We start from the raw sequence: 13,717 nt of genomic DNA, 5'->3' as shown, positions 1-13,717 counted from the left end.
TTTAAAAAGGATAGATTATTTATTGGATACTTTTACCTGTATGCCTTCATGCAAGCGCTCAAGTCCTTTTGATACCAATATGTCTCCGGGTTTTAAACCTTCGGAAATGATATAATTCAAAGCTGTTTTTTGTGCAACTTTTACGGATACGCTTTTCAGCTTATTGTTTTTTTCGACAACATACGCCATGACTTTGTTCTGCAATTCATAAGTAGCTGACTGCGGAATCTGAATTATATTTTTGTTGTACTGCGCCATGATGATTTTTCCGGTATTTCCTGAGCGCAAAAGTCCTCCGTTATTAGGAAAAGAAGCCCTGAACATAATAGAAGCTGTAGATTTCTCAAACTGTCCCTGAACAAGGTCAACCTTTCCTTCCTGATCGTAAAAAGTATTATCAGGAAGCATTAAGCGAACAGAAGGGATATTTTTTATCTTCTGCTCTATTGTCTTTCCTGCATAGTGCTGTTTGAATTGCAGAAAAGCTTCTTCACTCATCGAAAAATAGGCATACATGGTGTTAATGTCTGAAACCACAGATAAAGGTTCCGGTTCGTTATGCCCCACAAGGCTCCCTACCCTGTAAGGCAGTTTGCCTACATAACCGTTTACAGGAGCTTTTATCAGCGTAAATCCTTTGCTTATAACCGCGCTTTTCTTTGTTGCTTCTGCTTGTCGAACAGCAGAATTTGCCGCACTCAATTCCGCCTGTGCATTTTTGAGCTGTACATCTGAAACTACTTTTCCTTCTACCAGTTTTTGAATTCTTGTGGTTTCAATTCGGGCTTTTTCTCTGTTCGCTAATGCGGTTTGCAATGATGCCGAGGATTGATTCAAACGTTCGCTATAAGGAGTATCATTAATAAGAAATAATGGCTGTCCTTTTTTTACATAAGCACCTTCGTCTACAAATATTTTTTCAAGGTAACCTTCTGCCTGAGACCTTATTTCAATATTGCTGATTCCTTCGAGCATACCCGAGAATTCTAATTCGGTAGTGACCGAAGTCGTATCTACCGTAATGGTTGAAACTAAAGGCGTAACTGTTTTTTCTTTTTCTTCTTTGGAGGAACATCCCTGTAAAACCAATAAGCAATAACCGACCATGGACGTTCGGAATATAGTACTAAGCAATGCTTTTAAATGTTGCTGCATGACAATAAATAATTTTTAATGGATTAATAATGAATTGGAAAGAATTTTCAATGCTGGTATTTTGAATTGAAGTTTCTAAAACTGCATGCAAAGGTGTGTCGGAATTACTTATAAAGGAAATAGCATAATTTATAGTTATCCATAAATCAAATTATAGATAATATAATCTAAAAGGTAAAAAATAAATAACTTTGCAGTATGGTAGACATGGAATGGTACAGAACGTTTAAGACTATATATCAGGTGGGTACGCTGACTGGTGCTGCACAGGAACTGCTTATTTCGCAGCCCAATGTGAGTCAGCATTTATCGGCTCTCGAAGCGCATGTGGGCAAACAGTTATTTGAACGTAAACCACGCCGAATGGTGCCGACAGATTATGGCAAATTATTTTATACTCAGGTAATTGATGCTATTGAGAAATTGGAATATATCGAAGCTGAATTTAGATATACACGTTCTTCGAATATACCGCTGACTTGTATTGGGACTTCCAAAGAATTTTTCTATACTGTATTAGCTTCTAAAATCAGTAAAGCACCGGCAAATCTTGTTTTTGAATTTTGCCCTACCAAAGAATTAATGCAAAAATTAAATGCAGGAAAACTGTATTTTGTCATCACTTCAAATCGTAATGATGAGAAAGACATTGTTTATGAACCAGTCCGTACTGCCAATCTTCTTCTTGTGGGCAATACTGAATTTGATACAGCTGAATTTGATCAGTTTATAAAAAATAATGAATTGGATAAGACCGAAAAATGGCTTTGCGATCAGGATTGGTATGCGTATAGCAGTGATTTGGCTATTATTAGACGATTTTGGCTGGAGAATTTTAAAAAGCGTCCTACTATAAAACCACGTTTTGTTATTCCGGATTATAATTCTATTCTAAAAGGAATTCGTTTTGGTTCAGGTATTACAATTGCCTCAGATTATTTGGTACAGGACGATATAGCCCAAAACCATATTAAAGAAATCTGGAAAGGCCATCATCCTGCTCAAAATACAATTTATCTGGCCTATAACAAAAATAATGTCACGACAGATCAAATTGAAATGGTAAAAAAACTATTGAAATAACACCTTAATTCAGCCGCATTTATTCTAAATGAAACCCCATTTCCAATTCATAATAAAAAAAGATCCGTTCCATTTTTAAAATAAACAGCTTCGCTGGAGAAAAAACTTTTTGTAGTCTTATAAAAATCAATACATTTGTCGCTCATTCAGAACAGAAAATGAAAAACTTAATTAACATTTCTATTATCAGCATTATTATCATTCGATAATGATCAGGGATGTTATATAAATAAGTACACAGATACCATTTAAAACCTCCCTCTTTGGGAGGTTTTTTTATTTAAAAGATACATGAAAAATTCAGTACAAAATATTATTAGCACAATTATCATTATTCGACTATTTTGACGAGGCAGGATTCTATTGTGTAATACCAAAAAAACCTTTCTCAGTCAAAACGAGAAAGGTTTTTTTATTTCTAAAACACACCGAAACTAAAATCTTAAACTAATTCATTCAAATAATTCACTACAACTTTCAAATGAAAAAAGAATACACGTTAACCGCTTACACCGAAGACCAAATGGGATTACTCAATAAAATAACCATTATATTATCCCGCCGCAAAATAAGCTTAGAAAGCCTTAATGTCTCTGCTTGCGAAATAGATAAAATGTACCGCTGCACGCTCGTTATAAATGAGACTTTTGAAGTGGTTAGGAACATAGTGCTTCAAATTGAAAAAATTATCGAGGTCTTTACCTGTTACTGCAGTACAAACGAAGAAATCATATGGAAGCAAATAGCCCTATTTAAAGTTAGAACTTCTGCTGTAATCAATAATGAAAGGACAGATCATCTTCTGAGAAAATACAATGTTAAGTATTTAACAATCGAAAAAGATTTCACAATACTTGAAGCGACAGGGCAAGAAAATGAAATCCATAATCTGGTTGTTGAATTAAAAGATTTTGAATTAATCGAATTTATAAAAAGTGCCAGAATAGCCGTTACTATGAACAACGAATGCTTTCAGGTATAGCAAATTATACCTGAAACAAAATGTAATTTAAGGATTAACTATTTCATCATGCGGAAGATTAAAAGCACCTTCCGTGATACTTATTGTATGTCCTGTAGATACATTACGAACTGTTCCCGAAAACGTACCTTTAATACCTGCTTCACTTATAGATTCAATTTTTACAGTAAAAAGATCGTCGCCTATAGCAGTGTTATAAAGTATGGTTCCATTGTCTGTCTGAATGGCATATCGGGCAATCATTTCCTGCTCTGCAGGTGTCGAATAAGTCCCTGCCGTAATATTGCCGCCAAGCCTCCATATTTCAAAATCTAATGAGGGCGGCATTACCTCTCCAGCTTTAGTTGGATGCGGTCCGTCAAATCCTCCAAGTATTATCATTTCCAAACGGTTGTCATTACCGCCGCCTTGAAATTTTGCAGTACGGAAATCTATTTTACGACCATCAACACTTGCCCTAAAATAATAATCAGATTTATTATCTGATCCTCCTCCATCATCACTTGAACACGCAGAAAACAGCAGTATAAAAGCTGATGCAAAAAAAAGCTGTTTTACTACTTTTGTTGATTTTACTACTAAAGAATGGGTAATATTTTTATTTTTCATTATAAATAATTTTGATTCCTAACAAAACTACTCACAGATACTTCGGAAAACAATACCTGATTTCATGGTTCTTTTTTGGATTTTTACAACCGTAAAGTCTCTAAATATTGAGAATAATTTCAGTTGCAGGTTCTCGAATTATTAAATAAAAATCTTTTTTCAGCTCTCAACCGCTATTGAGATTATGCAATTCAAATTCTCTACGATGGTAAATTTATATGGTGTTTTGTACTGCCCTTCTTTTGTCTTAAATTTGCAGACCTGCAAAACGCTGAAAAAATTTCAAGTTAAAGCGTCCGGCATAAAGCTAAATAAAGAGGAAGTGGTAAAAGTAGAAAATGAACAAACAAGCTGGTCTATTTGTAAAGAGTGTCAGGGACGCGGTAAAAAAAGCCGGGGTCTAACTAATAAAGCAAGACGGGATTACCAAACAGCACTCGATCAATTTGAAAAAACAAATGGTCAGGGCACAGCACCTGTTCGTCCGAAAGCACACTTACATACTTGTTTGAAATGTAACGGATCCGGATTAGTTCCTTCAGTCATTCCTCCTGCTGCAGATAAAGAAAACTATCCGCACGTTGCTATTATTGGTGCCGGTATTGGCGGAGCGGCATTGGCAGCAGCTTGTTTACACCGCGGAATTCCTTTTACTTTATACGAACGTGATACCAACTTCGCTGCAAGATCCCAGGGCTATGGACTTACTTTACAGCAAGCGAGCAAAGCAATCGAAGGGTTGGGTATTTTTTCGCTGGAAGAAAAAGTCATTTCAACAAGACATTTGGTTCATACTACAGAAGGAAAAGTAATTGGCGAATGGGGAATTAGAAAATGGCTTCAGTCTGAATCGAAAATAACTGCCCGACGCACCAATATGCATATTGCACGTCAATCTCTGCGTCTGGCACTTTTAAAACAGCTTGGCGGAGATGAAGCAGTACAATGGGGACACCAATTAATTGATTTTAAACAAAATGATGATAAAAGCATAAAGCTAAACTTTCAGGTTAACGGAGAAATGAAAAGCGCTAAAGCCGATTTAATAGTGGGAGCCGATGGTATCCGCAGTTCGGTACGAAAGCTGATTATTGGCGAAGATGTTACCCCCCTGCGTTACCTTGATTGTATTGTAATATTAGGAATATGCCCTTTAAGTGCACTCGAAGGTGTTAGCAGTCCTTTACTGGATTCGGCCACGGTATTTCAAACTGCCAACGGCAATGAACGCATTTATATCATGCCTTATACTGCAGACTCAATTATGTGGCAGCTTAGTTTTCCTATGTCTGAAAACGAAGCAAAAACATTAAGTGCTAAGGGAACAAAAGCGCTTAAAGAAGAAGCCTGCCGCAGAACACAATGGCACGATCCTATTCCGCAAATTATGGCCGCAACACAAGAAACCCAGATCTCGGGTTATCCCGTTTACGATCGGGAATTTTTAAAAGCTGAATGGTTAGAAAACGCAGGCCCAATCACGTTAATTGGAGATGCTGCTCACCCAATGAGCCCGTTTAAAGGACAAGGCGCCAATCAGGCATTATTGGACGCTCTTACATTGGCCCGCGGTATTTTAAAAGGATGCCGGCCTTCATCTGAATGGAGAAAAAACGGAATCAGAAAAAGTGTCTTAACCGAATTTGAAGCCGAAATGATAGAACGAAGCGCCGTAAAGGTAAAAGGTTCTGCAGATGCCGCACAGTTTTTACATTCTGAAATTGTACTTTACGAAGGTGATGAACCTCGAGGAAGATGCTTAAAGAAAAAGACGAATAGCCAATAGCGTAAAATTGTTTAAAAGATATTAAATTAAAAAAGCCCATTCCTTTTCAGGTTTGGGCTTTTTAGTCTTACAACTCACTTTATTTTTTAAGCTGATTCAAAGAATCAGCTCGTTATTTTAATTATTGGCAAGAGATTTTAAAGCTATGTATTTATCGAGATTTTTAAAATTATGCCCTTTTGCTCTCATCGATTTAATATAAGACGGTGTCGTTCCGGTTGCTTTTGCTCCCACAATTTCATCCAGATCAATATCATCAAAACCCAGACTTTTATATTCCTTCACTAAATCCGGAGTAATATTTTGAGATTTCAAAGCAATAAAATTCTCAATCTGAATGTTTTTATAACCTGCATTTTGAAAACTCTTTATATAGTCAGCTGTTACATTTAGCGATTTAAATGCAATAAGATCACTATTAGAAAGGTTGTATCCTAATCCTTTAAAAGAATCAACAAACGCCTTATCAATATTTAATGCTTTAAAAGCAATAATATCGTCATCGCTGTCTTCCTCTTTGTTGTTCCCGTTATTTTCAGCATTGTTTTTGTTTTTATCAGAAGTGCGGAAATCACTAATATATTTCGCATCAATTCCCTGAGATTTTAGTGCAATAATTTTACTGGGACTAACGTCTTTGTAACCTGCATTTCTTATTTCTTCAATAAATGCACTATTTATATCTAATGATTTAAAAGGAACAAGGTTGTCCAAATCAATATCCGGAATGGCTTTTTTAATCGAAGTAATATAAGCTTCATTTACATCTAAAGCCGCAAGCGGAATAACCTGATCTTTGTCTAAATTATTAAAACCATTTTTCTTTAGCATTTGTACATACGATACTTTGATATCAATAATAAAGAAAACCATAAGATCATTGTCTTTTGTAACATCCAGGCCTTCTTTGCTCATTGCGGTGCTGTAATCTTTGTTTCCAATAAATTTATAAGTCCCCATTCCTCTGTCTCCTTCAAATTTTCCGGTAAATTGCATCGTTCCGGCATCGCGGGTTAATGTAAATTCTCCTTGTTTATCTCTGGGAAGACTGCTTATTTCACTCAATTGAAAAGTATGCGAAGAATTGTTATCTTCATTACTTTTAAAACTAATTTCTACAGTATTGCCTTTGATTACGGCAAACCAGTTTCCGTCTGTTTTCATTTCGTTTTCAACGACTTTTTCCTGTTTAGATTCCCCAATAGTATTTAGGGTTTGACTTTGCGCTGCCGGTTGATTAAAAAGGCAGGCAAAAAGCACCATTAAAGGCACAAGGAAAAAATATTTCCAAGTGGTGTGCACATTTGATTTTTTTGAGTTCATCATGATGATTCGTTTTTTTAATAATGATTGATTATAATTGGTTGTAAGACTCAAAGGAAATTGCGGCGCTGCTACTTTAAGAAGGCTGAACTGATAACTTTCTCTCTCAACTGCATCTTGCTGAAGCATTTGGTCATCGGTTAAAAATTCAAGATTCGTTTCCAGTGCTTTTCGCCACTGCCATGCAAAAGGATTAAACCATTGAAATACCAGAACTATCTCTGCAAGAAGCAGATCTATGGTATGTTTCTGCTTAATATGGATTTTTTCATGAAGCAGAATTTGATTATACGTTTCCCATTCGTATTTTTCAGGATTGATAAAAATACTATTGCCAAAAGAACACGGAGCCTTATCGCCTGTTATTTCAACAATACGAAACTTCCCATCCTGAATTACAGATCCGGAATAGGCTCTAAACAGTAATATAACAGCCTGCATTAAAAAATTAAGACCAAAAATTACTACGCCAAACCAATACAGATAAATTGCAATCTGCAGTAAGACATCAACATTGATTACTTGTGTTGTCTCCTGTACAGCCGCTGGCTGAATTGATTTTTCTTTTACTGCCTCAGATGCTGCGTTTACAGTTGGAACCTTAGCAATTTCAACAGGCTCTGTTACAGTATTCTTTCTAAACGATAATTGCTGAGGAACCGGAACTAAAGGCAGTGTAAAGGCCAATACCATACAAAACAACAGTACATATCGATTTAAAGAGAAAAAAGTTTCTTTTTGCAAAAGCAGTTTATAAAATATAAAACATGCTGAAAGAATAAGGGCTGTATATAAAATATAAGGTATCATATCTTTTCTTTTTTGATGATGCTCACGATTTCATCCAATTCCTTTTCTGAAAGTTTTTGTTCTTTTGCAAAAAAGGCTAACATCCTTGGATATGAGTTGTCAAAATATTGGCTTACAATATCCTTCAGTGCAAATTGCTGATACTCTTCCCTGCTTATAATCGGGAAAAAGCAATGCATATTTCCGGCAGTTTCATAATTTAAAAAACCTTTCTCTGCAAGTATTTTCACTATTGTGGCCACACTATTGTAATGCGGTTTCGGATCTGGCAGCAACGGGATTATGTCTCTTATAAAGGCTTTTTCTAAGTCCCAAAATACCTGCATGATCTGTTCTTCTCGTTTGGCTAATTTTATCATAGTTGAAATATTTTGATGCAAGATACTACTAATTAATTAGTAGACAAACTAATTCGTTAGTTTTTTAACTAATAGATTAGTAATTAAATTCTCAAACAGAACATAAAACTCTCATTACAAATAAAATATACAGAATATAATTAATCTTGCACGACCTATTTACAGCAAATAAATATTTCGCTTTGATGGAGCTTTAAATCTTTTTCGGCATTTTTTGCTATAGATATTTTGCTCTTCGGGAGCATTTTTAACAATAATCCGTTAATAATGATAAAATAAAGTTTAAGAAAAAACAGAGCTAAAAGAAATGATTTTCTTTTTTACAGCTGTGCAGTTTTAGATAAATACTCCAGAGGAGTAAAATATTTATAGCATAATTAACCCTACGCAACAAAAAAAAGCCCCAGCGGGGCGATATATTTATAGCCCCCAGCGGGGGGGTATATTTACAACTAATAACTATTCTCTTTAAATAAAATATATTTAGAATTATTTCTGCGGAAGCAGTTCATCTAAATCTGATAAAGTATAAAATTTAAGATCGTTTGCTTTCATGTATTTACAGATAAATTCTAACGTTTCTATTTTGGTCTGATAATTTTCGGTAACATTTTTCACGGGTTTATGGCCGCACAAAAGTAATATCTTATTGTTTTTTTTAGCATAATCCAGCAATTCTAATACATACGGAATACTAAAGTGAATGTGGCTGTTATCGATATCAAACGCAAATACAATTTTGGAGTTATTAAAATAGCTGTCCTGTTTTTCGGGAATTTCACCTCCAAAAGCTCTTCCTCTGATAATTTTAAATTTAGAAGATAAAGCCTTATCCAATTCATCCGATCTTTCGCCGTAAGGATAAGCAAACGAAGTAACCTTAAAAGATTTCTTTTTCATGGAAACAATCATAGGATTTATTTCCTGTTGCATATAAGCGTCAATTCCGTATTGTTTTACAAACTTCACCGCATTATAATGATGATATCCGTGTCCTGCAATTTCGTGTCCCTCCTTCTGCATTTTAAGCAGTGTTTTTATTTCAGGCGCTCCAATAGAATCTATTCTGCAGACATTAAAAGTAGCTTTCCATCCATATTTTTTCAGCGCGGCATCAGCTTCGGCCCATTCATCTACATAAGCATCATCAAAAGACAAAATTACTCCTGCTTTATAGGGCTTTGATTCTGGTTTTGTTTTTTTAGTATCGCAGGAAAAAAAAGTCAGGAACATTAAAAACAAGAGCGCTTTTAAAAAAAATAGCTTCATAAATTGGGTAAATTAGAAATGAATGTCTGAATGTGCTTTTAAAAATACAATCACTCAAATATAGAAACTTTTTGAGATCTTTTACTTACATCCAACAACGAATTAAAACAATTACGCTCTGTGTTTTTTTTCTCGAATTCTTCAACTTTTAATCTGCAGATTCTCTTCGTCATCTTCTTTAAATTATAGAATAAAAAAACCGAAAGGAAATGCTATTTTTGTTATTGACAGACTTCATTTTAATTTCAAATAGGTAAAAACCAAATGGCATCTTCTATCAAACAATCTAATAAATTACCGTTTTCCTATTACTTAAATCAGGATGTTCTTTATTTGGCCAAAGATTTATTAGGAAAAGTGCTTTACACTCAAATTGATGGCAAAATAACGAGCGGTATCATTGTCGAAACAGAAGCCTACTTTGGCGTACAAGACAAAGCTTCTCACGCTTACGGAGGCCGCAGAACAGATAGAACCGAAACTTTATACAGCAAAGGCGGTATTTCGTATGTTTATTTATGCTACGGCATTCACCATTTATTTAATATCGTAAGCTCTGTTGAAGGCGAGCCTCATGCTGTTTTGATAAGAGCAGTTGAACCTTTGACAGGAAAAGACATTATGGAAACCAGACGAAATATGTCAGCTGGAAAAGCCACAATTTCATCAGGCCCCGGCTCTGCCGCAAAAGCTTTAGGAATAGACCGCACCTTTAATAAAAAAGATCTGGGAGGTGATGAAATCTGGATTGAAGACCATGGAATTAAATATACTGAAGATCAAATTGTCGCATCGCCCCGTATAGGGGTTGCGTATGCACAAGAAGACGCACTCCTGCCCTGGCGTTTTTTTATTAAAGAAAACAAATATGTGAGCAAATCCAATAAAGTATAAATAAATTTACCGATAACAAAAAAGAAGCCTGTAAAATTACAGGCTTCTTTTTTGTCTTTATAATTCCGTATGTAAGATATATTTTTCCAGATCGCAAATTTTACAAATCTCTCACTTTGTATTTCGAGATTTATCGGCCTCTTTTTGCTTTGATGAAGAATTTGAATAGGTAGATCCATCATTTGCACTTTCTCCGGGACCGCTTCCAGAACCTGTGTTTCCTGAAACCGTGCCATCTGCCTCTTTATTAGCCGGAGTCGAACTGTTTTTATCTGTATTATCTGGACTTGTAGTACTTGTACTAGTGCTGCTTTCTGGTCCTGTATGAGGCGTAGTTGCACTGTTTGCTCCTGCATTATTTATACTGGTACTGTCTATTGTTTTTTTTGCAGAATCGGCCGGAAGCTGACTGGTTTGTATCTCATCACTATAACCATCCTTATTGTCTTTGCATGAAAATAAAAGGGCTGAGAGTAAAAGTACCGCTGCTATTATCGATAGGGTTTTCATAATTATGATTTTTTTCGCTTATATAATTTTCAAATTTAAGAGGATAATCAGACTAATTATTTACATAATTGTGCCTTTATTTTATAAAATAGCCCAAATTATTCTGAGATTATTTTTCCTTTTTTGTGTTGAAATATTTTATAAAAAATGACCCCAATTCTCTTGGATATTTTATGTTCAGATGTGAATGTTAATTTGAAATTTTATTATTTCTTATATTCAAACCAGAATAAAAATTTTGCTTTTACGGTGATTATGAGTTCTATTCTGCCACTTCAAAAACTTTATTTTATGTTAAATTTATCTTAAATTTTAACAACCTTAAAAAATACAAAATTACACATAACTATCTAGTAATAAACAGATAAAAATAAAACACCTCACTAATTAAGTGAAGTAAATATTCTCCTACTTTTATACTTTTAGCCTAATCTGTAAAAAAAGTACTATTACTTTATTATTAATTATTATTTTTACCAAGTCTAAATAAGAATAGTTTTTATTACTATTCCTTCATTGACAGACATGCATTACAAAAATGAAAAACAAAAACATTCCAAGAATCACACAACAAATAGTTCTTACCTGCTTTGCAATACTGTGTTACACGATAACACAAGGACAAAACAACAGTTCAATAAAGGGTTCAATTCATCATTCGGGCAATGCGGTACCGCAGGCTTTGATTGAATTACATCCTTCGGGTAAAACTACTGCATCAGATCAGAATGGTTTTTTTTCATTTTCAGGATTATCTAGTGGAAGTTACACTCTCAAAATCTCAAATATGGGTTTTAAAGATTACATACAACAGATTTCCTTAAACGGACAAGCCTCTGAACGACTTCATATTAACATGGAAGCTGGTATTGACTTAGAGGAAGTGAATGTAACAGGCCCAAGTGTAAAAAACAACCCCGAAACCCTTGTCAATGCACAATACAGTGCCATGCCTGTGACAGTTATAGACCGCAAAACGATAGAATTGATGGGAAGCCGAAGACTGGATGAAATTTTGAAAGAACAAACCGGAATAGCCGTGGTCAATAACATTAGCGGCGGTGCAAGATCTGTTGGCGTTCAAATGCAGGGTTTTGGAAGTGAATACATCATGGTACTGATAGACGGCCAGCCAATGGTAGGCAGAAACAACGGCAACTTCGATCTTTCGAGAATAAGCGTATCAAACATTGAGCGTATTGAAATCATAAAAGGTGCCTCTTCCAGTCTTTACGGCAGCGAAGCTCTTGGAGGAACTATTAATATTATTACCAGACATGGTGTTGTCGATCCGCAGATGCAGGCTTCTGTAAACTACGGTTCCCTGAATATTGTTGATGCTACTTTAGAAGGCGAAACTCCCTATTTAAAAAACAAAGCGACTGCCAATATTGCAGCTAATTATTACAGAACAGACGGTTATAATACCAATTCAAAATACATACAAGGCACCACTTCTCCGCCTTATGATAATTACAGCCTTCAGGGACGAACCCGTTATCAGGTAAACGAAAATAGTTATTTGACGTTAAGCGGCCGCTACGGACTTCGCCGTTCTTTTATGCAGAAAGATTTTGGCCTTGGTCATATATCTGGCGACAATCAGGATGAACAGGATTTAAATCTTTCTATCTCTTTTGATCATCGTTTTAATGCTAATCTAAGAAGCATCACCAGATATTATCTCACCAATTATACGGCTGATATGAGCGTAGCATGGCAGCAAACCGATAATGCCATAAGCCAGGATGTTTTTAGGCAAACTCTAAATCGTGTTGAACAGCAGTTTTCATACAGCAATACTAATTCGTATCAGCTCGTAGGCGGTATTGGAGGAAGTATTGAAAACATGAACGACAATGCATTAAATGATGTTAATTCATTAAATACTTTATTCTCTTATGTGCAGGGTGAATGGACTCCTTTTCAAAAACTAAAAGCCGTTGGCGGATTGCGATACGATTATACCAATAATTTTGGCGGAAGACTCAATCCAAGCTTTGGTCTGCAATATTTTATCACTTCAAAAATAACATTTAAAGCAGGTATTGGCTCCGGATTCAAAGCTCCGGATTTTAAAACCAATTACCTTGTTTTTTATAATTCCGGCAGTAACTATCTGGTAATTGGAAACGCCGTTCTCTCCCCTACACTCCAGCAATTACAGCAAGACGGCCAGATAAGCGAAATAAGACAGTATGTTCTAAATCAGGCAGCCGGAAATCTGCAGGCCGAAAAAAGCACATCTTACAATGCTGGTGCAGTTGTAGAGCCTTCTAAAAACTTTAAAGTTGAAGGAAATGTATTTTATCATAAAATAAGCAATCAGATTAACAGCATACAAGTAGCAACAGGTACAAATAACCGAATTATTTATACCTATCAAAACCTGCCGGAAGCGGTAAACAAAGGATTCGAACTGGGTCTAAAAGTAAGTCCTCTAAAAAACATGGAATTAAGTATTGGGTATCAATATTTAATCGCGCAGGATCTCAGTGTAAAAGACAGTATCAGAGCTGGAAAATGGCCTTATAACCAAAACATCCATGACCCCGCAACCGGAAACTCTTATAAACCAAGACCAAAAGATTACTGGGGAATTGAAAACCGCTCCCGGCACATGGCAAATGCAGCTCTTTTTTACCGCAATGAACCCTGGAAAATTAATGCCAGTTTAAGAATAAACTTTAGAGGAAAATATCCCTTTGGAGACCGTAATGGAAACCAGTTTATTGATAAATACGACATTTTCGTAAAAGAGTACTGGCTGACAAATGCCAGCCTCGAAAAACGACTGCTGAAAGATCATTTAAGTATCCGATTCACTGCAGATAATATTTTCAATTATACTGATCCGCTGATGCCCGGGCAACCCGGAAGAATACTTCTTGGCGGTTTAAGCTATCGCTTCTTTAAAGACAAGTAAAAACAATAAAT

Annotated in this window: 11 protein-coding genes; 5 read left to right on the top strand and 6 right to left on the bottom strand. The window is 35.5% G+C overall.

Translation table 11 applies throughout. The features are described from left to right. Positions 1-15 precede the first annotated feature (15 nt). Positions 16-1,155 carry an efflux RND transporter periplasmic adaptor subunit gene (locus BKM63_RS16110; protein WP_071637610.1) on the bottom strand — a complete coding sequence of 380 codons (1,140 nt, stop codon included), beginning with the start codon at positions 1,153-1,155 and terminating at the stop codon, positions 16-18. A 198-nt stretch (positions 1,156-1,353) separates the two neighbouring features. Between BKM63_RS16110 and BKM63_RS16105 the strand changes: the two genes are divergently transcribed. Then, on the top strand, positions 1,354-2,238 hold the full coding sequence (locus tag BKM63_RS16105) for a LysR family transcriptional regulator (RefSeq protein WP_071637609.1): 885 nt from the start codon (positions 1,354-1,356) through the stop codon (positions 2,236-2,238). A 481-nt stretch (positions 2,239-2,719) separates the two neighbouring features. Continuing rightward, entirely contained in the window at positions 2,720-3,220 is a 501-nt protein-coding gene (gene ilvN / locus BKM63_RS16100; protein WP_071637608.1) for an acetolactate synthase small subunit, read from the top strand. A 27-nt stretch (positions 3,221-3,247) separates the two neighbouring features. On the opposite strand, the gene BKM63_RS16095 is transcribed toward ilvN, so the two are convergent. Further along, positions 3,248-3,829 (bottom strand): hypothetical protein, encoded by a 582-nt coding sequence (locus tag BKM63_RS16095; protein WP_071637607.1) that lies wholly within the window; start codon positions 3,827-3,829, stop codon positions 3,248-3,250. A gap of 205 nt (positions 3,830-4,034) precedes the next feature. On the opposite strand from BKM63_RS16095, the gene BKM63_RS16090 reads away from it, so the two are divergent. Further along, entirely contained in the window at positions 4,035-5,615 is a 1,581-nt protein-coding gene (locus BKM63_RS16090) for an FAD-dependent oxidoreductase (RefSeq protein ID WP_083572285.1), read from the top strand. A gap of 117 nt (positions 5,616-5,732) precedes the next feature. Here the strand turns inward: BKM63_RS16090 and BKM63_RS16085 are convergent, their stop codons facing one another. The 3 genes from BKM63_RS16085 to BKM63_RS16075 form a co-directional block, all read right to left on the bottom strand. Then, entirely contained in the window at positions 5,733-7,748 is a 2,016-nt protein-coding gene (locus BKM63_RS16085; RefSeq protein WP_071637606.1) for a M56 family metallopeptidase, read from the bottom strand. Continuing rightward, positions 7,745-8,107: a BlaI/MecI/CopY family transcriptional regulator gene (locus BKM63_RS16080; protein WP_071637605.1), complete on the bottom strand. Its 363-nt coding sequence runs from the start codon at positions 8,105-8,107 to the stop codon at positions 7,745-7,747. Before BKM63_RS16080 ends, BKM63_RS16085 begins: the two co-directional genes overlap by 4 nt. Positions 8,108-8,596: 489 nt before the next feature. After that, on the bottom strand, positions 8,597-9,376 hold the full coding sequence (locus tag BKM63_RS16075) for a polysaccharide deacetylase family protein (protein WP_071637604.1): 780 nt from the start codon (positions 9,374-9,376) through the stop codon (positions 8,597-8,599). A gap of 264 nt (positions 9,377-9,640) precedes the next feature. On the opposite strand from BKM63_RS16075, the gene BKM63_RS16070 reads away from it, so the two are divergent. Next, entirely contained in the window at positions 9,641-10,270 is a 630-nt protein-coding gene (locus BKM63_RS16070) for a DNA-3-methyladenine glycosylase (protein ID WP_071637603.1), read from the top strand. 111 nt (positions 10,271-10,381) lie between these two features. Here BKM63_RS16070 and BKM63_RS16065 read toward each other — a convergent pair whose 3' ends face one another. Next, complete coding sequence (locus tag BKM63_RS16065) at positions 10,382-10,780, bottom strand: hypothetical protein (protein ID WP_071637602.1); 399 nt, start codon at positions 10,778-10,780, stop codon at positions 10,382-10,384. Positions 10,781-11,318: 538 nt separating this feature from the next. On the opposite strand from BKM63_RS16065, the gene BKM63_RS16060 reads away from it, so the two are divergent. Then, the gene (locus BKM63_RS16060; RefSeq protein WP_083572256.1) at positions 11,319-13,706 is read left to right on the top strand and encodes a TonB-dependent receptor; all 2,388 of its coding nucleotides are present in this window, start codon (positions 11,319-11,321) and stop codon (positions 13,704-13,706) included. Positions 13,707-13,717: the final 11 nt, after the last annotated feature.

Origin of the sequence: Flavobacterium johnsoniae, from assembly GCF_001879205.1 — a bacterium.
Lineage (GTDB): Bacteria > Bacteroidota > Bacteroidia > Flavobacteriales > Flavobacteriaceae > Flavobacterium > Flavobacterium johnsoniae_A.
Note: the sequence above shows the minus strand (reverse complement) of the source record. Positions and strands in the feature narration are given on the sequence as shown.